Origin of the sequence: Erwinia tasmaniensis Et1/99, from assembly GCF_000026185.1 — a bacterium.
Classification (GTDB): Bacteria; Pseudomonadota; Gammaproteobacteria; order Enterobacterales; family Enterobacteriaceae; genus Erwinia; species Erwinia tasmaniensis.
In genome coordinates this window covers 3242911-3265442 of record NC_010694.1, presented here as the reverse complement: position 1 = coordinate 3265442, position 22532 = coordinate 3242911, and the positions used below count along the sequence as shown (strand labels likewise).

Sequence of the window (22532 nt, the reverse complement as noted above, 5' to 3'; positions counted from 1 at the left end):
AAGCGGATGTTTTTAATCATATTATTTAAGTCGTTAATGATTGGCGGCCTGGTCGGCGTGGGGGTGGGAGCCGGGGCAGCGCGTATGTTTCATGCCCCCACCACGCAGGGCATGGGTGCATTTCGTACACTCGGTGAGTTGAACTCCTGTGAGGGCGATCCGGCCTCTCACTTCTCTTTCGGTCTCGGATTCTTTTTCAACGCCTGGGCCTCTTCCGTGGCGGCCGGCTCTTTCACCCAGGATGTTGACCACCGCATCATCCCCAACTGGGGGGCGGCGGCGCTGATGATGAAAAACCGTGACCTGGCGCAAACCCTGCATAACCCGAAGAAAATGGCGATAGCCTGCGGCATCGTGGGCACGATCGTCGTGGCTTTTCTTAACTCCACCGCGTTGGCGGTGCCGGCAGCGTTGCAGGTTAGCCGCGGTAAAAGTACTGGTTCCCGCGGCTAACCTGCTGGTGAATACCGTGATGCCGGTACTGTTCTGGCTGGCGGCGATCGATGCCGGTAAAAGGTCGGGTTTCTGGGCCACCATTTTTGGCGGGCTGGCGCAGCTGATGATGGGTAATGCCGTACCGGGGCTGGTGCTGGGCATTCTGATCGGTAAAGGGGTGGAAGAGAGCGGCTGGAACCGCGTCACGAAAGTGATGATGGCAGCCATCATCCTGCTGTTTGTACTCAGCGGTTTCTTCCGTGGATTCGATATGAAGGTGCTGCAATCCTTCCAGCTGGTTATACCGAACTGGCTGGATATTCTCCACAACACCCTTAGCGGTAAATAAAAGGACGAAGGCAATGGATGAGTCAAAAAGCGGTTTCTGGTATGCGGACTGGTCATTTCCGATCTTCGTCGGCCTGCTATCCGCCGGGGTATTTGCCGGTACGCATATGTATTACGTCTACGGGCTGGGGGCATTTAACGAGGTCGCTTTTGTCTCGATGTTACGCTCCGGTATGGATACGGGCGTCTACGGTGCGGTCGCCGCCTTTGGTGCCAGCTTTCTGTTTGCGCGCATTATTGAAGGTTCGCTGGTCGGCATCCTTGATATTGGTGGCGCCATCCAGACCGGTATAGGCCTGGGCGTGCCGGCGCTGTTGCTGGGGGCCGGGGTTATTTTTCCGATAGCTCACTTTGCTGCCGCACTGGCTACCGGGCTGATACTCGGCCTGGCGGTCGGCTATCTGATCATTCTTGCGCGCAAATTTACCATTAATAACAGCGACTCCACCTATGGCGCTGACGTGATGATGGGGGCGGGCAATGCCGCAGGCCGTTTTCTCGGGCCACTGATCGTTTTGTCTGCCATCAGCGCGTCAATTCCTATCGGCCTGGGTTCGCTGGTCGGCTCACTGTTGTTTTACCTGTGGAATAAGCCGATCGTCGGTGGGGCTATCCTCGGGGCGATGCTGCTGGGGGCGATCTTCCCTATCGGACTGTAATTAACCCGCGTGGCGGCAGGAAGCGGCCGCGCTCAGGAGTTCGCCATGTTTGACCTGATTATCCGGCAGGCCCGCCTTAGCAACGGTGCACTCACTGATATTGCGATAGATAAGGGCAAAATTGCTGCCGTTGGCATGCTGTCTGGCAGCGCGGTGCGCGAGTGGGATCTGGCCGGTCGCTACTGGCTTAGCGCGGGGTGGATTGATTCGCATGTCCACTGTTATGCCAAATCACCGATTTATCATGATGAAGCCGATCGCATTGGGGTAGAGAGCGGGGTGACCACGGTGGTGGATGCGGGCAGCGCCGGAGCCGACGAGATTGATGATTTTTTTCAGCTGACTCGTGGTGCCAGCACCAGGGTCTACGCGCTGTTGAATATTGCCCGTGGCGGTATTGTCACCCAGAACGAGCTGGCCGATATGGCAAACCTCGACGAGCAGGCGGTGAAAGCCGCATTGCAGCGGCATCCGGGGTTTATTGTTGGCCTCAAGGCCCGTATCAGCAGCAGCGTGGTAGAACAAAACGGTATTCAACCGCTGCGGCGCGCCAAAACGATGCAGCAGGATAACGGGCAGCTGCCGCTGATGGTGCATATCGGCAACGATCCGCCGGATCTTGATGAGATCGCCGATCTGCTGACCGCGGGCGACACGATCACCCACTGTTATCATGGCAAGGCGAACCGCATCCTGGCCCCATCCGGCATTTTGCGCGCCTCCATCACTCGCGCATTGCAGCGCGGCGTGCGGCTGGATGTGGGCCACGGTAGCGCCAGCTTCAGCTTTGCGGTGGCGCGGGCGGCGATCGCCCAGGGCATTTTGCCGCATACCATCAGTTCGGATATCTACTGCCGTAACCGTCTTAACGGCCCGGTTTATAGCCTGGCGCAGGTGATGTCGAAGTTTCTGCATCTCGGCATGACGCTGTCACAGGTGATCGACTGCGTGACCACGCAGGCTGCTGACGGACTGCGTCTGGCCGAGGTTGGTCGGCTCGAACCGGGTTATGCCGCCGATCTGACGATTTTCGACCTGCAGCGGGCCGTCTGCCTGTTCGGTGATTCTGACGGGCAGACGCTGCCCGGTGAAAGACAGCTGGTGCCGCTGGTCGCCGTGGTCGGCGGGCAGGGATCCATGACCGATGAAGGGAAAAAACGTAATGACCTCAGTTTATGAAAAATATGGCTTAAAGCAGGTGATCAACGCCTCCGGCCGCATGACGATCCTCGGGGTGTCTACGCCGAGTGCCGACGTGGTGGAAACGGTTAAATTTGGCCTGAATCACTATTTTGAAATTAACGATTTGATAAATAAAAGCGGTAGGTATATCGCCGGGCTTCTGGGGTGTGAGGCGGCGCTGGTGGTTTCCTGTGCATCGGCGGGACTTGCCCAGTCGATAGCGGCGGTGATTACCAAGGATAACCCCTGGCTGCTGGATCATCTCCATGCTGCCCCGTTGGACGTTGCGCATGACATCGTGCTGCCGAAAGGTCATAACGTGAACTATGGCGCTCCGGTTGGCACGATGGTGGCACTGGGCGGGGGGCGGCTGGTGGAAGCGGGCTATGCCAACGAATGCTCAGCAGAACAGCTTTCAGCGGCTATCACCGCGCAAACCGCCGCCGTTCTGTATATCAAGTCGCATCATTGTGTGCAGAAAAGTCACCTTAGCGTGGAGCAGGCGGCAGTGGTGGCGCATAAGCACGGTGTACCGCTGATTGTTGACGCTGCCGCCGAAGAAGATTTACAGGATGACTATAAGGCTGGTGCCGATCTGGTTGTCTACAGCGGTGCCAAAGCGATCGAGGGGCCGACCAGCGGGCTGGTTATTGGCAAGACGCAGTATGTCGAGTGGGTGAAAAGGCAGTCGCAGGGCATTGGCCGTGCGATGAAGGTGGGTAAAGAGGGTATTCTCGGTTTGACCCTGGCGATTGAAAACTATCTGCTGCGCACCAGGGTGACCGGCAGGCAGATGGTGGAAAAAATGACGCCATTTATCGCCAGCCTTAATCAACTGTCGGGCATCAAGGCGCGAGTGGTATGGGATGCTGCCGGACGGGATATTGCCCGTACGGAAATGCATTTTGATAAGGCGGCGCTGGGGCGTACCGCCGGAGAGATCGTCCAGGCGCTGAAAACCGGCGATATTGCCATCTATTTTCGAGATTACAAGGCCAATGAAGGGATTGTCGAAGTAGACGTGCGCAGCGTGACCGTTGATCAGCTGCGCACCATTTTTTCTTGTATTAATGCCTTTATTGCCGGATATCAATGCTTATGACGCTAACCCCCAATTTCTATCGTGACCGGGTATGTCTCAACGTACTGGCCGGTTCAAAACAGAACGCGCGTGATATCTGGCAGGCGGCAGAAGGCCATGTGCTTGTCGGCGTATTGTCGAAAGATTATGACAGCGTGGACAGTGCGGTGACCGATATGCGCGAATATGCGGCATTAATCGATAATGCGCTGTCGGTGGGTCTGGGTGGCGGCGATCCGCAGCAGTCAACAAAGGTGAGCGCAATCGCAGCCCGCATTCAGCCGCAGCACGTTAACCAGGTATTTACCGGCGTGGCGACCTCGCGGGTGCTGCTCGGGCAGTCGCAGACGGTGGTAAACGGGCTTATCTCACCGACCGGCCAGCCTGGGATGGTGAAGATTTCTACCGGCCCGCTCAGTTGCAGAAAGGCAGACGGCGTGGTTCCGGTGGCCACCGCGGTGGCGCTCCTGAAGGACATGGGCGGCAGCTCGGTAAAATATTTTCCGATGAATGGGCTGCACACCATTGACGAGTTTAAGGCGGTGGCCGCCGCCTGCGCGGCACAGGATTTCTGGCTGGAGCCCACCGGAGGTATCGATTTAAATAACTTTGCTGCGATCCTACAGTTCGCACTGGATGCCGGCGTCAGTAAAATTATCCCGCATATCTACAGCTCGATAATGGATAAATCCACAGGCCTGACGCGACCTGAAGAGGTGGCAAGGCTGATGGCGATCACCCGGCAGCTGGTGGATTGATATTCATTCTGCCCCTTGTTTTAACAGGGGCTATTTTTCATCGTGAAAAAGTCAGGCAGGGGGAAGATGTGGATCCCCCCCTGCCGCCAACGGGAAAAGTGGCAACTCGTGAGATTCCCCAACCAACGGCTGGCCCAGCTGTTTGCGGTTTTGCAAAATGAAACGCTGCCGCAGGACGAGCTGGCGCGGCGTCTTAACGTCTCTACGCGCACGGTGCGCAGCGATATTAACGTGCTCAATGAGCTGCTGACGGATTATGCCGCCCGTTTTGTGCTCTGTCGTGGCGTGGGCTATCGCCTGAAAATTGCGGACGCGGAGCGCTATCAGCGGCTTTTACAACAGCCGACTTCTCCTCTGCGCGTGCCGCGTACCTCCGTTGAACGCATAAACTACCTGTTAACCCGCTTCCTCACCTCGGCTTTTTCACTCAAGCTGGAAGACCTGGCCGACGAATGGTTTGTCAGTCGCAGCACGCTGCAAAGCGATATGGCCGAGGTCAGGGAGTGGCTGGCGCGTTATCAGTTGACCATTGAATCCAAGCCGCGCTATGGCATGAAGCTGTTCGGCAGCGAGATGGCGATACGCACCTGCCTGACCGACCTGTTTTATCAGATAGCCATTGAGGATAGCGACAGTCCCCTGCTCAAGATTGAGGGGCTAAACAGCGGCATGCTCGAACGGTTGCAGCCGCTGCTTCAGCAGAGCCTGTCACGTTTTCATATTCGCCTGGCGGATGACGGCGAGTTTTATCTGCGCCTGTATTGTGCGGTGTCCGTGCGGCGCATAAGTGAAGGATACCCACTGACGGATTTTAGCGCCGAAGACGTGGACGATGAGGTTCGCGCCGCTGCCCGCCATATTATCAATCGGCTGCGTCCTGTCGTCGGTAAGGCGATCTCGTCAGCCGAGGAGGCGTATCTGCGGGTTAATATCGCCGCGCGGCGGGTTGGGGGGCGGGAAGCCAGCGCGATCAATGCGGATGATGGCGACTCGCTGGTGGAATATATCCTTGGCTATATCAACAGCCATTACAACTTTAACCTGCTAAACGACCCGCAGCTGCACGCCGACCTGCTGATGCACATCAAAACGATGATCACTCGCGTGCGCTATCAGATCCACATCCCCAACCCTCTGCTGACCAATATCAAACAGCACTATCCTCTGGCATGGGACGTGACGCTGGCGGCGGTATCCAACTGGAGTAAATATACGCCCTGGACCATCAGCGAGAATGAAATGGGTTTTCTGGTACTGCATATCGGCGTTGGGCTGGAGCGCCATTACAACGTTGGCTATCAGCGTCACCCGCAAATATTGCTGGTGTGTGATACCGGTAATTCTACCGTGCGTATGATCCAGGCCATGCTGTGGCGCAGGTATCCGCAGATTGTCGTGAAAAGGATTATTTCTCTGCGTGAGTATGAGCTGCAGGGAAGCGTGGAGGAGGATTTCGTTATCTCCACCGTACGCCTTAGCGATAAAAGTAAGCCGGTGGTCGTGATGTCACCGTTTCCCACCGAATACCAGCTGGAACGGCTTGGTAAGCTGGTGCTTTTGGATCGTACCCGACCCTATATGCTGGAGAAATTTTTTGATGCCGGCCACTTTATGATCCTCGACAGGCCAACGGATCGTTCAGCCCTGTTTCGCCAACTGTGTGGCCAGCTGAAGCAGGAAGGAAGGGTAGATAAGACCTTCTACCCCTCGGTGGAAGAGCGCGAAGCCATCGTCACCACGATGCTGGGAGAAGGGATTGCCCTGCCGCACTCACTTGGGCTGCTGGCAAAAAAAACCTGTGTTTACACCGTGCTGGCACCAGAGGGGATTGTCTGGGGAGATGAAACGGCGTACGTGATTTTTTTGCTGGCTATCGGCAAGACGGAGTATGAAGAAGCGATGGCGATTTACGATCTGTTCGTGACGTTTGTGCGCGAAAGAGCCATGGTAAGGCTAAGAGACAGCCAGAATTTCGCCGGTTTTAAAGCGGTAGCGATGGAGTGTTTAAGCCGCTCGCAGGGTGGAACGAGCGGCGCGGGATGAAAGAGCGACCGGCTGACTTCGACCGCTCAGAGCCACCGCTATTTAAGGAGGGTAAACGCGGTAGTGACGTGCTTCACGCCGCTCACCCGGCTGGCGATATCCGCTGCCGCTTTGGCCTCTTCACCGGTGACCAGGCCCAGCAGGAACACTTCCCCATTTTCGGTCGTGACCTTCACGCTTGACGATTTCACTTGGTCGCTACCCAGCAGCTGCGAGCGCACTTTGGTGGTTATCCAAGTGTCGGACGAGGCGGTGCCGAAGCTCACCTTGTTGCCGGTACGGATCTCGTTATACACCTCGGTGGCACCATCAACGCCAACAGCAATCTGTTTTGCGCGTAATGCCAGCTCATTACCCGGTGCCTGGCCTGTCAGCAGCACCTTGCCCTGATAGGCGGTGGCGACGATATGGGTGGTTTGCTTAATCTGTTCATCTTTAGACAGGGCGTTAGTGACGCGCAGCTCTAACGTTCCGTCATCGACCTGAGTGCCAACGGTGCGTGGATCGGTGGCGGTTTTAGTGGCCACCGCCGCACTGCCGACCACGGCGGCCACACAGCCCTGTAACATCAACGCGGTAAGGATCACTGCACATGCAGATAGTGCCTTCATACTGAACTCCTTCAGACTTCCTGATGGGGAAATAACGTATTGTCTATTAAATCGCATAAACAGTTCACGGTTAACATATGCATTTCCTGGATCCTTGCGCTGCGATGCGAAGGGATACGGATTTCAACATCCTGCGGCCCCAGTAGGCCGGCAAGCTCTCCGCCATCGTGGCCGGTCAGTGCGACAATCGTCATATCACGCGTGACCGCGGCCTCTACGGCTTTGACAATATCACGGCTGTTGCCGCGTGTTGAAATCGCCAGCAGGATATCGCCGGTATGGCCCAAAGCCCGTACCTGCTTGGCATAAATCTCTTCATGCAGCCTGTCATTACCAATTGCCGTTAGCAGGACGTTATCAGCGCTGAGGGCGATGGCCGGCAGGCTTGGGCGCTCCGTTTCAAAGCGGTTAATCATACTGGCGGCAAAGTGCTGGGCATTGGCGCTGGAGGTGCCGTTGCCGCAGCTGAGAATTTTATTGCCATTGAGCAGCGACTGCACCACGGTCAGCGCGGCACGAGAAATGGCGTCCGGCAGGGCCTCTGCCGCTGCGATCTGCGTCTGAATACTTTCGGTAAAGCAAACTTTTATTCTTTCCAGCACGTCATTCACCTGGTTGTTTTGCGCGGTGAGTTAATCCGCTGTAAACGCATTAGGCAGCCATTCCACCTGTTCGCCGGTTATCGCTACCACATCAAAACGACAGTCGGTCGTATCGAAACTCTGCTTGCGGCGATGTAGCCAGGCTGCGGCCGCCTGTAACAGCTTCAGCTGTTTGCTGCGGGTTACGCTAATCGCGGCACCACCAAAAAGGGCGTTGCGGCGATAGCGTACTTCGACGAAAACCCACACCTGCCTGTCCCGCATAATGAGGTCGATCTCACCGACACGGTAGCGCACGTTGGCGGCGACAAAATGCAGCCCTGAACTTTCCAGCAGGCGTCGAGCCTGATTTTCACGGCTCGCCCCCTGCTGCTGTCTGCTCAGGTGCCCGGAACGATCTGTCCCTGATGATACTGGCTCCATACTAACTTCCTGTTGATGATGCAGTCCTGATTAGCGCTTAACATACCGGTGTCGCCCTTAATCTGGAAGCCCGGCTGATTACGCATCTCGTTGAAATGGTTGGCCAGAGTCCAGGCATCAACGCCCATAGCGTAAAGACGAACCAGTGAGTAATCATTGTTAAAAGCTTTGGCCGCCTGCTGCATCAGCGCCGGGTTAGCCCCGGACAGCAGCGGCGCATCGCTAAACTGTAAGCCTTCAAGCTCCAGACGATAGTCCGGGCCAGCACCGGCCTGATAGCTGCGCGAGCTGGCGTAGAGGCCCACGTTATCACGGCTGCTGATGCGCATCGCGATCATCGGCTTAATCAGGATCATTTCATCCTGGGTGGCGACAATATACACCGAATCGACCCGGCCGTTGCTGCTGGTTGCACCTGGCTGAGCATCGGTTGGCGGTGCCGGGATAGTCAGGCCCGCAATCGTGACGCCCGCCTGCTGCTGCGGCTGCACGTTCACCGGGGTGCCGCTCAGGCGAATACCCGCGCCGCTGTTGATCCCCTGTTTCAGCTCGGCTGTTGAGCCAAACTGCTGCTGTAACACCGTCGCGCCGCCAAGCTTTTGCCATTCAGCGGCAAAGGCCTTGTTAACGCGATCGCCGAGTGAAGTGCGCGGCACCAGCAGCAGCGGAGCGCGTTTCCCCTGTTCCCACATATGATGCGCAGCATCACGGGCTTCGTCTTCAGGAGAAAGCGCAAAATAGCAAATATTCGGACGGTTCTGGACGCTCTCCGGTTCGTTCAGTGCCAGCACGTTAAGCGCCGTCTGGCTGTTGAGCATTTTATCAACATCGCTTTTCAACAGGGGGCCGATCGCCAGGGTGGCTCCGTCATTTTGTGCCTGGGTCAAAAGCTGCTCGACAGGCTGCGAGCTGGTGTCGTAAACCTGAATCTGCGTACTGGCCGAAGGCGCGGCGGTTGTGACATTGATTGCCGGGGCGGGCTGTTCCGCTACCGCCTTATCTGACGTTGTCGCCGAAGGGCTGACGGCGACGGCTGCATCGCCAGGGGTTGCCGCAGGCACCTGTACCGGGCCGGCAGGTGAGGGCGCAACGGTGCTCTGGGCCAGCACGCCGTTCTTGGCGTCGTTGAAACCTTTCTGGATAGCATTGGCAAACACCTGAGCCTGTCCACTTAATGGCAGCAGCAGCGCGATTTTACCCATCGAGGCGGGATGTAAGTTTTGCGCCTGGGTTAAGGACGTGGGCAGCATTTTTGCCGCTGGGTTGTACGGATAGCGCGTTTGCCAGTCCTGAATAGCCGATTTCAACATATCCGGGGCCGTAACGTTGTTCTTATATACGCCCAGCAGGTCTAACCAACCTTGCAGCACGTTTTCATTGGCGTTAATTGTCAGCGTGTTGATTTGCTGCTGGGGGATTTGCAGCAAAGCCTGCCAGGTTTCATCGATATTTTTTTGTTTATCTGCTGGGCTTGTTTGCAGCGGCTCCAGGGCTACCCAGGCACGTACCACGTCAAGTGACGGCTGGCCCTGGCCGACGGCGATCTGCAACTGATAGTAACGAACCTGCTGCTGTTGAGAAAGTGCGCTGATATCTATCTGCTTTAACGGGTCGGTAGCGCCCGATAAATTTTGACGGGCAACATTGAGCCGAGCCAGCAGCAGCAGCCGTTCCTGACGCTGGATGTTGTTCAGATCCGCTGGCAGCTGCGTCAGCGCATCGCCGGCCTGAGGGAGCTTACCTTCGTTTAATAGCGCTCTGATTGCGAGTAATTGCCAGTCAACCTTGTTATCATCTGCGCTTTGCTGCACCTGCTGCAGATAATAATCAGAAGTGCCGTCGGCCGCGCCCTGCACATTTGCCGGGGGCGTGTGGGGGGCCTGACCGGTACAACCGGCAAAAATCAGGGCGGCCAGCAGAAGCGGCACGGTGCGTACCGCTTTGCGGTGAACTACTTTCGAAGGAAGCATACTGTATCCAGTGATGTTTTTTTCAAGATGCTCAATACTAAATCGGCTATGCGGATCAAACAATGAAACAACACGATCGGGCAGATATTTCTGCCAGCACGCTCTATATCGTTCCCACACCGATTGGCAACCTGGGCGATATCACCCAGCGGGCACTGGCGGTGCTTGCGAGCGTCGATCTGATCGCTGCGGAAGATACACGTCATACCGGGCTGTTGCTACAACATTTCGCGATCAATGCGCGGCTGTTCGCATTACACGACCATAATGAACAGCAGAAAGCCGACGTCTTACTGACGCGTCTGCGCGAGGGGCAAAGCATTGCCCTGGTGTCTGATGCCGGTACGCCGCTGATTAACGATCCGGGCTACCATCTGGTGCGCCTGTGCCGGGAAGCGGGCATCCGCGTGGTGCCGCTACCCGGTGCCTGCGCCGCAGTGACCGCATTAAGCGCCGCCGGATTGCCTTCCGACCGCTTCTGCTACGAAGGGTTTCTCCCGGCCAAAAGTAAAGGTCGCTGCGATACCCTGAAAGCGCTGGAGCAGGAGCCTCGCACCCTGATTTTCTACGAATCCACCCACCGTCTGCTCGACAGCTTACAGGATATGGTCACGGTGCTGGGGCCACAGCGCTACGTGGTGCTGGCGCGGGAAATCACCAAAACCTGGGAATCCATTTTTGGTGCGCCGGTCGGCGAGCTGCTGAGCTGGGTGCGGGAAGATGAAAACCGCCGTAAGGGCGAGATGGTACTGATTGTGGAAGGCTATCACGCGGAAGAACAGGCCCTGCCGCCTGAAGCGCTGCGCACCCTGGCCCTGTTGCAAACTGAGCTACCGCTGAAAAAAGCGGCCCAGCTGACCGCTGAAATTCACGGCGTGAAGAAAAATGCCCTATATAAGTACGCGCTTGAGCAGCAGGGCGAGTGACAAAGGGATGAAAACCCTATACACTTCGCGCCGAAGCTGACCAGACAGTCGCCGCTTTGTTGCCGTCCTCCTTCGGGGGAGACAGACAGAGGGGAGGAAAGTCCGGGCTCCATAGGGCAGGGTGCCAGGTAACGCCTGGGGGGCGCAAGCCCACGACCAGTGCAACAGAGAGCAAACCGCCGATGGCCTACGCAAGTAGGATCAGGTAAGGGTGAAAGGGTGCGGTAAGAGCGCACCGCGCGGCTGGCAACAGTTCGTGGCACGGTAAACTCCACCCGGAGCAAGGCCAAATAGGGGTTCACCAGGTACGGCCCGTACTGAACCCGGGTAGGCTGCTTGAGCCAGTGAGCGATTGCTGGCCTAGATGAATGACTGTCCACGACAGAACCCGGCTTACCGGTCAGCTTCACACTATTTAAAACACAACCCCGCTTCGGCGGGGTTTTGTTTTTGTGCCATCAAAGCGCGGAAAACGATCGTCCACGACGCTCTTGGTGCGGAGAGCTTTGGCTTACACGAGCCGCTCAAATAGGTTTTCCGGGCATTCATTAATGTGAAAGAACGTTTACATCGCGACTAAGGTAATAACGTATTCACCCTCATAATGGTATATACCACGCACCTTTTTCCCTTTTTTTCCAAAGCCCTCTATATCTCTATTTGTTTGAAGAATAAAACTATTTTCGTGAACTGATAGCAAAAATATATCCGTGAAATCCATCTGGGTAAGCGTTAGCGGATAGATAAACTTATAAAAGGCCTCTTTGGCAGAAAACAGCAGCGTTGCGATTTGGCATGGCGGCAGATTCGATGTTTCCACCAGTCTCTTATCCTGCTCGGTAAAAACCAGATGCTGCAGCGAAGCCAGTATTTCAGGCTGTACCGTTTTTTCAATATCAATACCCATCCCACGAAAATCAGCCCGCCAGCCCGTGCAGGCAATCACCCGATCGTCGGTATGAGATAAGCTGCCGCACGTTTCAACAGGCCAGCTCGGCGAGCGGTCGGCATGACGCCCGACCCAGGGAGCGGCCACGCCTAAATGAAGGAGTGCCTGGACAGCACAATAGCGCCCGGCAAGATATTCGATTCTGCGGGATTCGATACTAAGCTGTATTTCTATCGGCAATTCAGGGCAATACGCTACCAATCGCCGCATATTAACAAGCCCTTTATCCAACTTAAAATAGCTGATGCTGCCCGTGCCTGATAAAAAATGCGCAGGCAGTTCGAGTGAAGAGAATCCATTCATGGTGAAATTCAATCTGTAATAAAAAAGAAAGGGTGGCGAAATTATTCCGCCGCCCTTGGTGACATTAATCTTGTGAAGAGCAGATCACACCACGGATATCACCACCACATTCCAGAATATTATGATGATGGCAGGCCAGCGGGATCACCGTCAGATGTTCGCAGACCGTTTTCAAACCGTTGTCAGGTATACTCATTAGCGGCCTCATTACATCATCCGGTAAATCGGGATTTGCCAGCATCGCTTTAAACAGCGTAACCCGAGTCGTGTTCAGTTTGCTGCTGAGTACCGCCTGCGAAAGCTGGTCCTCGACACTTGCCGCCGCCAGTGCGCGTTCGGCGGCTTTTCCGGTTATTCCCAGAGCGGGCAACAGGGTGGCAAGCGAGACCTCTTTCACCGACTGCTGATAAAAACTATCCAGCAGGTAAAGCGACACGTCATTGATACCGCGAGCTTCCAGCCTCGCCGCAATTTCCAGAGCGATTAGTCCTCCCAGCGACCATCCCAGTATTTTTATCGGACCCGTCAGCAGGCCGTTTTCGATCATCTCTTCCAGGTAACGATCGGCTAATGCGGACAGAGAGGCAATCGCCGGGCGGTGATAAAGATGATAATTATCAACGCCGAAGCTATTCATCCGATTCTTCAAATCTTGGGCGAAGGGATGGAATACTTCCGCGCCTGCCAGGGCCGGGTGGATCATCCATAACGTTGGGAGGCTGCTAACCACGGGCGTCAGGGGGATCACCAGGCTCGCTTTGTGAGCAGCAAGCAGATTTTTCAGCGTGCGGCACTGGAACAGTTTGACGACGGGTACAGTCGTTTTCAGCAGTTCAGACAGTTTTATGCACGCCGAGATCGCCATAATCGACGTTCCTCCCAGGCTGAAGAAATCATCCGTCATGCCTACCCGATCGCGTTTTAGCGTTTCCTGCCACAACGAGCAAAGCTGCTGTTCGAGTGTGCTACTGGGAGCAACATAGCGACTCTGCTCATTTTTTTGCGGGGCAGGCAGTGCTTTGCGATCCAGCTTGCCGCTGGAGTTATAGGGTAATGCCTCCAGAGCGATTAACGCCGTTGGGATCATATAAAGCGGCAGGCGCTGGCTGAGGAACTCAAGGAGTTCAGCTTCAATCAACGGTTCACTACAAACGTAGTAGAGGGCTAAACGCTCCTGCTCATGATCTTTCCAGACGATGGCACAACACGATTTTATAAGGCCAAACGCCAGAGCGCTGTTCTCAACCTCCCCCAGCTCTACGCGATAGCCATTAATCTTGACTTGAAAATCCATTCGCCCCATAAATTCAAGATTGCCATCCGGCAGGTAACGTCCGGCATCGCCAGTGCGATACAGCTTTTCTCCCAGTTCTGGATGGTAGATAAATCTTTCCTGGGTTATCGATTTATTGCGGAAATAGCCCCGCGCCACTCCGGCGCCGCCAATATATTGTTCTCCCGGCAAACACGGTGGAAGCACACGCATGTGACGATCCAGTACGTAAAAACGCTGATGCGCCATCGCTTTACCATAGGGGATACTCGGGCCGAGTATAGGGGTATCCGGAATATCATAAATGATTGACCAGATAGAGCTTTCCGTTGCACCACCAGTACTCACTACACGGCAGCCATGACTCCATTGGCGGATGCGCGGCGGTAGCTGCTTGGGAATAATTTCCCCCACTAATATCGCCGTACGCAGCGTTGGCCACCCTTCTCCCGTGGCCTGCACCGACTCAAGGTATTCAACCAGTAATGTCATTACTGATGGTGCAGAGTTCCAGAATGTCACCCCGTGGTCCAGGATCAGCTGGTGCCAGGCATCGGGGCGATAACGTTCTGATTCTGAAGGCATCACCATAGTGCCGCCTATCGACAGGATGCCAAAAATATCAAATGCCGAGATATCAAAACTCAGCGCGCTGAGCGCTAAACCCCGATCGCCCCGATCGAGATCAAGTTGGTGCACGGTATCAACGATGCTGTTGACCGCCCCACGATGTTCAACGGCTACCCCTTTGGGCGTACCGGTCGAGCCTGAAGTAAAGATGACATATGCCAGTTCGCCAGGAGCCGGTAATACCGGTTCCCCTGGCTGTGCCGCAGGCAATGTTGCCACCACGCCGCAGGGATCGATCAGCAGTAAACTTGCCTTATCGCTTTCTTGCCAGGGCTGGCTGCTGATAATCACCCGGGTTTGTGATTGCGCGATAACATCCAGCCGTCTGCGCTCTGGCCAGGAAACATCCAGCGGCAGGTAAGCCTTACCTGACATGACGATTGCCAGTACCGCGATAATCTGCGCCCGGCCCTTGTCCACCATCACCGCAATGGTTTCACCGCTCATATCCATGTTCTGACGCAGCTGTAACGACAGGTTCAGCGCGGCATGGTAAAGCTCGCCGTAACTTAGCGTGCCCAGGCTGTCGATAATCGCCACGGCCTGCGGCTGCTGCTGCGCCTGCCGGATAAAATCATGATGGATTGCACGCTCATAATCATAGGCTGGCGGGCTGCTCTGCCAGGCTTTCCGCTGGTCGGCGATCTCTACCGCCGAAACCAGCCTGAGCTGATTAATTCGCAGGTCGCTCTGCCCAACGATCTGTTCAAGGATCGTTAAGTAATACTGTGACAGGCAGTCGATAGTTTCCGGGGCAAAGAGTGCGGTGGCATAGTTGAACACGGCCTGGGTGCATTCGCCTTCTTTTTGAATGCTCAGCGTCAGATCAAACTTGGCGGCCTGATAGTGTTCCATCAAGCTTTGTGTAATCAGCCAGTCTGGCTGCGCCGAATTTTGCGTGACGTCCTCCAGCACAAACAGCACCTGGAATAGCGGATGTCGCGAGAGATCGCGTGGCACCTTGAGTAGATCAATCAGCCGCTCCAGCGGCAGGCTTTGATATTTTTGCGCTTCAAGTGAAACGTTAAACGTTTCTCGCACATAGTCAGACAGCAGCAGATTGTCATCGATGCGTGTGCGTAACGGTAGCGTGTTGACAAAGAAGCCGATCGCCGAGCGCGTGTCCCCCGTGGGGCGATTGGCGACCGGTGTTCCTACCAGAATATCCTGCTGACCGCTGAAGCAGCTTAGCAACAGATTGAATGCCGAAAGGAAAAGAGCAAAAGGGGTCACGCCTTCATGCTGTACAAAACGCTCCGCCTGTTCTGCAAGGGCCTTGGGCAACCTGATGTGGTGGTTAGCCCCATGATGATCAAACAGGGTCGGCCGCACGTAATCAAGCGGCATCTCCAGCATTTGCCAATCATGAAGCTGCTGTTGCCAGAAAGCTTTCAACGCCCCGGCCTTTTCAGAATCCAGATACGTCTGCTGCCAGCTGGCATAATCACCATACTGTAAGGGCAGAGCGGGTAACGACGGCTGCTCTCCGCGGCGATACGCCTTGTATAAGGTCGCCAACTCTTGCTGGAACAGGTTTTGTGACCAGCCGTCGAAAGCCAGATGGTGTACCACGATCAGGCTGTAACGCTCCGTGGTGTCATCCGGTTGGCGAACTTGATACAGGCTGGCCCTGAGAGGAATTTCTACGTCAAGTCTGAATGGCCGATCGATATCTTGCAGCAGCTGCCTTTGCCAGTCGTCGGTATCTAGCGTCAACGAAGCGACGCGGAGGTCGGCATCCGACAGGCGAGAGGTGGCCGTCAGATCCTGCTGCTGGCAAATAGTGCTGCGTAGTACGTGATGACGGGCCACGATAGTTTGCAGACTTTGGCAGTATGCAATCGCGTCGACCTCTTCGCTCAGGCGGAACAACATCGGCACATGGTAAAGATGGCTCCCGCCGTTCAGATTTTCGATAAACCAGAGCTGCATCTGAGAGGACGATAGCGGGTAGCTATCAAGGTGCAACGCAGGGATGGCCTGCATTTCTGCATCTTCGCATGTGTTATTCAGGTAGTGGCAAAGCTCACGAATGGTCGGATGCTGACCCAGTTCACTCAGGGTGACATCCCGCCGCAGTCGCCGGCTAATTTGATAACAGGCCTGGATCGCCAGGATCGAGTTCCCCCCCAGCGAGAAAAAGTTATCCTCCACACTGACGCTCTGGCGTTTTAGCAATGCGCACCATACTTCACAGCACTCACTTTCCTGAACGCTTGCCGCCGCGACGAAATCGCGCTGCTCGTACTGCGGTTCGGGTAGCGCCTTCCTGTCAATTTTACCGTTCTCCGTCAGTGGTATACTGTCGAGCTGGACAAATGCTCTGGGCATCATGTATTGGGGTAACTGACTGCGAAGATGCGCGCTCAATGCCGAAATATCCAACGGCTCGCTGGACACCAGATAAGCCGCAAGATAGGGATGAGGCTGTTTAATCAGTATCACGCTGCAGGCCGTCAGGGTGGGGTAGGCCAACACAATATTTTCAATTTCACCCAATTCGATGCGGTAACCGTTAATTTTGACCTGTTGGTCGATCCGCCCCATGAATTCAATATTTCCGTCACTGAGGAAGCGGCCAGAGTCACCGGTACGATAAACCCGCTCCTGCAATGGCTCGTGCCAGAAGAAACTGTTTGCGGTTCGTTCTTTATCACCGTAATAGCCGCGTGCCAACCCTTCACCCGCGATGTAAATTTCCCCTTTCACCCCGTCAGGAACCGGACGTAGCCAGCTATCCATAATATAGAAACGCTGATGTGGCAGTGGTTTACCATAAGGGATACTGACAGAAAGTACCGGTTCATTTGGCACTTCATAAATGATCGAGAACACGGCGGCTTCGGTGGCTCCGCCCGCACTGCAGACGCGGCTTTCCGGCGCCCATTGGCGGCAACGTTCCGGCAGTGAGGTTGCAATCCAGTCTCCTCCAACCATCACCGCACGCAACGCTGGCGCGGGTCCAGAAAGCAGGCCGGCACTGTTCACGTAGTCCAGCAACAGCTCTAGCAATGCCGGAGCGCTAAGCCATAGGGTCACGCGATGAGCTATCATCAGTTGATACCAGGCTTCTGGATTCGCCCGATCGCACTCAGCGGGCATAACGACCGCGCCACCCGTTGAAAGCACGCTAAAAATGTCATAAATGGCGAGGTCAAAACTCAGCGCACTGAGTGCGATACTGCGATCGCTTCCGTTAACGGCAAAATAGCGATTCGTGCCTTCAATCATGTTGACGACGCTACGATGCTCGATAGCTACCCCCTTCGGGGTGCCGGTAGATCCAGAGGTAAAGATAATATATGCCAGGCTATCCGCATCGGTTCCAACCGGAGATAGAAGCCGTTCAGGCTCTGGCAGACTGCTCGTCCGGCCAACGCCGTCGAGCGTGACAACGTTAATTTCTGCCGTTTCCCAGACTTCGGTGCTCAGCAGGGTATTGATGCCCGCCTGCGCCATAACGTCCAGACGTCGTTGCGGTGGCCAGCCTTTGTCCATCGGTAAAAAGGCTCGGCCACACATCAGAGCCGCAAGAATAGCAATCGGCTGCTGCCGACCTTTCTCCGCCAGCACGGCGATGGCTTCTCCCTGTATTTCCCCTTGCAGACGCAACTGGCTCGCCAGTGTTAACGCCGCCTGGTACAGCTCGCCGTAGGTCATTTCCCCCCATCGGTCGATGACGGCAACGGCCTGCGGGCGCTGCCGGGCATTGAGCATAAAGTCATGATGCAATGTGCGCTCGAATGAATACTCAAATGGCTGTTGCCGACGGAAAGAGATAAGCTGCTGCATATCTTCACTTGATGAAATACTGATGTTTTTCAATGTATTATGATGGTTGGTCACCATGTTTTGCAGAATGGATACGAAGTAGCTGGCGAGTTGACTGATGGACGACTTCTTAAACAGGGCGGTGGCGAAGTTGAAACGCGCGCGCATCCGATCTTTCTCTGGGGTTATTGTCAGCGTTAAATCAAATTTAGCCGTTTGCTCATAGCCACTCAGATCCATAACGGTGAAGCAGGATGGGTTATCGGCGCGATTGATGCTCTCTTCCAGCGCAAACATTACCTGAAACAGCGGATGGCGCGAAAAATCACGCTGCAGCGCCAGGCTGTCGACCAGCTGCTCAAGCGACAGGCTCTGGTGCTGCTGTGCCTGCAGCGTGTTAGTGGCCACCTGCCGGATGAACGCAGAAGTGGAAAGCTCATCATCCACACGATTACGTAATGGCAGCGTGTTAACAAAGAACCCGATCAGGTTTTCCAGTTCAGGCTGGCCACGGTTCGCCAGCGGCGTTCCTACCATGACATCATTCTGTCCTGTGAAACGCGCCAGGAGTAATGTGAATGCGCTCAACATCACGGCATGCAGGCTCACTCCTTCTTCACGGGCTAACAGGGCGAGAGAAGTCACCAGCGGTGCTGGCAGCATGACATTGCAGTTATCTCCTCGGGTATCAAACGCGGCGGGGCGAACATAGTCAGGTGCAATGTCCAGCTGCTGACAATCCGCTAACGCCTTGTGCCAAAATGCCATATCGTCTGCTTTGCCTGCTTCCTCCCCTTGCTGGTGCTGCCAAAGGGCATAATCGAGGTACTGTAGGCCAAGTTCTGACGGCTGCCGCGCTGTTTCCAGCACGAAGTGATGGTAGTGCTCCGCAAGCTCCTTCATCAGCACATTCATCGACCAGCCATCAAAGGCAATGTGATGGAATACCAACAGACTTACGGTGAGGGAGCTGCCTGTTTCATCCTGATATTGATACAGCGCGGCGCGCAGTGGAATGTCGTGAGTTAAGTCGATGGGTTGCCGCAACTCATTTTGTAGGCAGGAAGTGAATTCATCAGCCGTTACCCCGTGAACCGGCACGGAGAGGACCTGGTCTGTGACAATCTGGCAGGCCTCCCCCTTCTGATCCTGCTTTATCAGACTGCGCAGGACCTGATGACGTGCCACGACCGCCTGCAGACTTTTGATAAAGGCCGTACGATCTACATCGGCAGGCAGCCGTAGCAGAACTGGCGACAGATAATGCGCAGCGCCCGTTGACAGCTGCTCCATAAACCACAGGCGTGATTGCTGGAAAGACAGCGGCGCGGTTTGGCATTTAGTCGCCGGGATGACGTTTTTGCCTGCGTCCTGCTCCTGCAGAGCAATATAATGACTAAGTTCTGCGATCGTCGGGTATTGGTTGAGCGTGAGTGCCGAGATTTTGACGCCAAGCTGCTTGTTGATTTCATGGCAGAGCCTGATCGCCAAAATAGAATTACCGCCCAGGTGGTAAAAGTGGTCATCTATGCCCGCGTTGCTATTTAGTAGTTGATTCAGAATGATTAATAACTGGTTTTCCAGCGGGTTTGTCGGCGCACGGAAAGACGTAGTCTGTTCAATGAGCGTAGGTTCGGGCAGGGCGCGGTAATCCACTTTCTGACTTACCGTAAGCGGGATCGCTGGGATCGCCGCCATTGCGTCAGGTACCATATAATGTGGCAGCTGTGCGCTCAGCTGCTGGACGATCTCTCTTGGTATCAGGTTGCTGCCCGCAGCCAGCACATACCAGGCCTGGAGCTGCGGTGAGGGATCTTTACGCGCGACGACGACCGCTTCTGCTATGCCCGGAAGGCTGCGCATAACCGATTCTATTTCCCCCAGCTCAATACGGTACCCGTGGATTTTCACCTGCTGATCCTTGCGGCCACAGTACTCCAGGCTGCCACAGGCTAAACGGCGCACCCGATCGCCGGTGCGATAAACGCGGCCGTACTCTGCCGAATGATTGAACGGGCTGACGGTGAACGTGCTGGCAGTCAGTTCAGGCTGCCCAAGATAACCGCGAGCCAGGCCAATACCCGAAAGATAAAGTTCTCCCTCCACGCCCAATGGTAACGGGTTGAAATGTTCATCCACCACGTAGCACTGCATATGAGCGATCGGCCGGCCAATATTGCGCGCACCGTTGTGACGATACAGGTTAATGCTGACGCTGACCGATCCCTCTGTCGGGCCATACAGATTAGAAACCCGCAAACCGTTTGCCAGGTAGTGATCAAGTACGTCCTGAGTCGCAGCTTCACCGCCTACGCCCAGATAGCGCACCGAGTCTGGCAGTTCCGGCCTGGTAGTGAGCAGCGCGGGCGGGAGGAAACAGAAGTTGATCTGCCATGAGGCCATTTGCTCGGTGAGCAATGTCAGATCCAGGCGCTGGCTTTCATTGGTGATACACAGGCAGTGCCCGTTTTCCAGCGCGGTAAAGACCTCGTACACGTGGGCGTCAAAGGCTAAAGAGGCAAATTGCATACAGTTCAGTACGCCATCTTCACCGGCCAATATGCGTCGAGTATGGCTTTGGATCATGTTGGCGGCACCGCGATGTTCGCACAGTACGCCCTTTGGCCGCCCTGTCGTGCCGGAGGTATAAATCACATAAGCCAGCTGGCGGCTATCAATCACCGGCAACGCAATATTTTCAGCAAACGGGGGGGACTCTGGTCTGTCAATCAGCAAACAGGCGCTGTCAGGCGCATTGTGCACAATATTTTCCAGCAGCGCGCTTTCCGTCAGCACTAACGGGCTGCCCACATCCTGTAGAATGTAGGCTAACCGCTGCACGGGGGCGGCAGGATCCAACGGAACGTAGGCCGCTCCTGCTTTCATTATCGCCAAAAGGGCCACTATCGCATCTAAACCCCGATGCAGATAGAGGGGTATTAACGTATCGGCTGGCATCGGCTGACCACAGATAAGCTGGTATTGCCAACGCAACCGTTGTGCCAATCGTGTCGTGCGATGCTCAAGTTCTCCGTAACCTATCTCCTCCTTGTCATTTTTCAACGCAATGCGTTCTGGATGAAGACGAGCGTATTTTTCGAATCCGCATAGCAATGTATTATTCTGCGCTGACGGCTGAACGTCACCACTATTGAAGCGGTCCCACAGGCTTAACTCCTGCTGTTGAGTCAGGTACGGGAAGGTAGAAATGACTCGTCGCGGTTCATGCAGGAGCGATCGCAGCAGATAGATATACTGTTCCGCCATTTCCTGCATTTGAGTCTCGTCGAACAAATCTGCTCTGTATCTGAGACGAAAATCAAATGCTTCCCCTGACTGCTGATATTCCAGCAGTAACTCAGAGCCAGCGAGGTCAATATTAAAACGGTGGTTGATACTCATCCGACACCCTTCAAAGGTGAGCGGCGAGTCCTTGAGGAAAGCCTGGGTCAAATTAACGTTGAGCTGTTTAATTTGACTCTGACTTATTATCTCATCGACAGGTAACCTGGTGTGTCGCAGTTTCCCAGCAGCTTTAAGTGCTTTGGTGTAATCAAGCGTTGCCTGATACAGGCTGGCAAAGGTGTCCTGTGCCGAGAGTCGTAGAGGGAAAACCGCGGTGTTAACCTGCGCACCAAAATAGAGAGGCTCCCCCCCTTCAGCCGCAACGGGGTAACCAACATAAACCGTCTGCTGTCCGGTATGGCGGGCCATTAATAGCGCCCACAAAGTCTTAAATATCAAAAAAGGGTTCGCATATTTCACGCTGGATTTCAGATGATGCCATTCTGACAGGGCTAAGCTGAACCTGACTTCTCCCGACCGACAGGTAGGGTTTGACTGGCAGTGGATATAGGGAAGGTCGATACGCGGAGGGCAGTCAGACAATATTTCATGCCAAAGAGATGCAGAATCAAACTCATTTTTTAGTCGTTCGACATCATTGGCATATTGTTTATAGAGCTGTTGCTGCTGTGCGGGAGAGTACGCCGGAGGCAATACCTGCGCCCCCTGGTTGTAGTAGCGTGACAGGGTATCGTAAAACTCTTGCCCGGATAATCCATCTAGCAGGACATGGTGTATCACAATGATGAAGTCATGCCGCTGATAGCCAAGTTCAGTTAAGTAAAAACGGCAGAGAGGGCCTTGCGTAAGGTCAAAAGGGGTGCTGACAAGCCCGGCAATATCACAATTTTTATCAATAATTTCAAGCGTTATTTCTTTCTCAGACTTCACCCAGTGAAGCTGCTCATTATTATCACTTAAAACATGATGAAACAGAGGGTAGTCGCTAACAAATTTTTTTATAGCAATATTTAACCGCTCAACATCCAATGGCCCGATTATAGTCTGGTCTACTATCAGGTTATACTCGGATGATTCCGGGTTGAGAATATTCTCATTCCAGAACATCATGGTATAAGGTGATACTGAAAGCAATTCCATTTCTTCTTCCCTTTTTAAAATGTTGCTCTACTAAGTTCCAAAAATGCAGGAAACAGCCGCCCCTGCCTCTGGTGTAGGCATATAAAAGATCCCATGCAATATATTAACTGGCGTAGTTCAAT

At 54.7% G+C, this 22532-nt stretch carries 12 protein-coding genes, 1 other RNA gene and 1 pseudogene; 8 read left to right on the top strand and 6 right to left on the bottom strand.

What is annotated here, in order from left to right; genetic code table 11:
- Positions 1 to 6 precede the first annotated feature (6 nt).
- The 6 genes and pseudogenes from ETA_RS15830 (at position 7) to ETA_RS15805 (ending at position 6506) form a co-directional block, all read left to right on the top strand.
- Positions 7 to 784 (top strand): annotated as a pseudogene (locus tag ETA_RS15830) (DUF4311 domain-containing protein).
- Positions 785 to 797: 13 nt separating this feature from the next.
- Positions 798 to 1442, top strand: a complete 645-nt coding sequence (locus tag ETA_RS15825; protein ID WP_012442628.1) for a DUF4310 family protein — start codon at positions 798 to 800, stop codon at positions 1440 to 1442.
- 45 nt (positions 1443 to 1487) lie between these two features.
- Positions 1488 to 2621 carry an amidohydrolase/deacetylase family metallohydrolase gene (locus ETA_RS15820; RefSeq protein ID WP_012442627.1) on the top strand — a complete coding sequence of 378 codons (1134 nt, stop codon included), beginning with the start codon at positions 1488 to 1490 and terminating at the stop codon, positions 2619 to 2621.
- Entirely contained in the window at positions 2605 to 3726 is a 1122-nt protein-coding gene (locus tag ETA_RS15815; protein WP_012442626.1) for a DgaE family pyridoxal phosphate-dependent ammonia lyase, read from the top strand. Before ETA_RS15820 ends, ETA_RS15815 begins: the two co-directional genes overlap by 17 nt.
- A complete protein-coding gene (gene dagF / locus ETA_RS15810) occupies positions 3723 to 4463 on the top strand; it encodes a 2-dehydro-3-deoxy-phosphogluconate aldolase (protein ID WP_012442625.1) in 741 nt (246 codons plus the stop codon). Before ETA_RS15815 ends, dagF begins: the two co-directional genes overlap by 4 nt.
- A gap of 108 nt (positions 4464 to 4571) precedes the next feature.
- Complete coding sequence (locus tag ETA_RS15805; RefSeq protein WP_042959359.1) at positions 4572 to 6506, top strand: BglG family transcription antiterminator; 1935 nt, start codon at positions 4572 to 4574, stop codon at positions 6504 to 6506.
- Positions 6507 to 6544: 38 nt separating this feature from the next.
- On the opposite strand, the gene dolP is transcribed toward ETA_RS15805, so the two are convergent.
- Genes dolP through ETA_RS15785 form a run of 4 tightly spaced genes read right to left on the bottom strand, consistent with a single transcriptional unit; the run spans position 6545 to position 10112 of the window.
- A complete protein-coding gene (gene dolP, locus ETA_RS15800; RefSeq protein ID WP_012442623.1) occupies positions 6545 to 7117 on the bottom strand; it encodes a division/outer membrane stress-associated lipid-binding lipoprotein in 573 nt (190 codons plus the stop codon).
- A gap of 11 nt (positions 7118 to 7128) precedes the next feature.
- The gene (gene diaA / locus ETA_RS15795) at positions 7129 to 7719 is read right to left on the bottom strand and encodes a DnaA initiator-associating protein DiaA (protein WP_012442622.1); all 591 of its coding nucleotides are present in this window, start codon (positions 7717 to 7719) and stop codon (positions 7129 to 7131) included.
- 30 nt (positions 7720 to 7749) lie between these two features.
- Complete coding sequence (locus tag ETA_RS15790; RefSeq protein WP_042959146.1) at positions 7750 to 8142, bottom strand: YraN family protein; 393 nt, start codon at positions 8140 to 8142, stop codon at positions 7750 to 7752.
- A complete protein-coding gene (locus tag ETA_RS15785; RefSeq protein WP_012442620.1) occupies positions 8100 to 10112 on the bottom strand; it encodes a penicillin-binding protein activator in 2013 nt (670 codons plus the stop codon). Before ETA_RS15785 ends, ETA_RS15790 begins: the two co-directional genes overlap by 43 nt.
- Positions 10113 to 10174: 62 nt before the next feature.
- On the opposite strand from ETA_RS15785, the gene rsmI reads away from it, so the two are divergent.
- The gene (gene rsmI / locus ETA_RS15780) at positions 10175 to 11038 is read left to right on the top strand and encodes a 16S rRNA (cytidine(1402)-2'-O)-methyltransferase (protein WP_012442619.1); all 864 of its coding nucleotides are present in this window, start codon (positions 10175 to 10177) and stop codon (positions 11036 to 11038) included.
- A gap of 32 nt (positions 11039 to 11070) precedes the next feature.
- Positions 11071 to 11450: RNase P RNA component class A (rnpB, locus tag ETA_RS18735), an RNA gene on the top strand.
- Positions 11451 to 11603: 153 nt separating this feature from the next.
- On the opposite strand, the gene ETA_RS15775 is transcribed toward rnpB, so the two are convergent.
- Positions 11604 to 12290: a 4'-phosphopantetheinyl transferase family protein gene (locus ETA_RS15775; RefSeq protein WP_012442618.1), complete on the bottom strand. Its 687-nt coding sequence runs from the start codon at positions 12288 to 12290 to the stop codon at positions 11604 to 11606.
- 64 nt (positions 12291 to 12354) lie between these two features.
- Positions 12355 to 22410: a non-ribosomal peptide synthetase gene (locus ETA_RS15770; protein ID WP_012442617.1), complete on the bottom strand. Its 10056-nt coding sequence runs from the start codon at positions 22408 to 22410 to the stop codon at positions 12355 to 12357.
- Positions 22411 to 22532: the final 122 nt, after the last annotated feature.

Coding starts and splice junctions, on each gene's coding strand:
- ETA_RS15825 (WP_012442628.1), top strand. CDS start 798: ATGGATGAGTCAAAAAGCGGTTTCTGGTATGCGGACTGGTCATTTCCG.
- ETA_RS15820 (WP_012442627.1), top strand. CDS start 1,488: ATGTTTGACCTGATTATCCGGCAGGCCCGCCTTAGCAACGGTGCACTC.
- ETA_RS15815 (WP_012442626.1), top strand. CDS start 2,605: ATGACCTCAGTTTATGAAAAATATGGCTTAAAGCAGGTGATCAACGCC.
- dagF (WP_012442625.1), top strand. CDS start 3,723: ATGACGCTAACCCCCAATTTCTATCGTGACCGGGTATGTCTCAACGTA.
- dolP (WP_012442623.1), bottom strand. CDS start 7,117: ATGAAGGCACTATCTGCATGTGCAGTGATCCTTACCGCGTTGATGTTA.
- ETA_RS15790 (WP_042959146.1), bottom strand. CDS start 8,142: ATGGAGCCAGTATCATCAGGGACAGATCGTTCCGGGCACCTGAGCAGA.
- ETA_RS15785 (WP_012442620.1), bottom strand. CDS start 10,112: ATGCTTCCTTCGAAAGTAGTTCACCGCAAAGCGGTACGCACCGTGCCG.
- rsmI (WP_012442619.1), top strand. CDS start 10,175: ATGAAACAACACGATCGGGCAGATATTTCTGCCAGCACGCTCTATATC.
- ETA_RS15775 (WP_012442618.1), bottom strand. CDS start 12,290: ATGAATGGATTCTCTTCACTCGAACTGCCTGCGCATTTTTTATCAGGC.
- ETA_RS15770 (WP_012442617.1), bottom strand. CDS start 22,410: ATGGAATTGCTTTCAGTATCACCTTATACCATGATGTTCTGGAATGAG.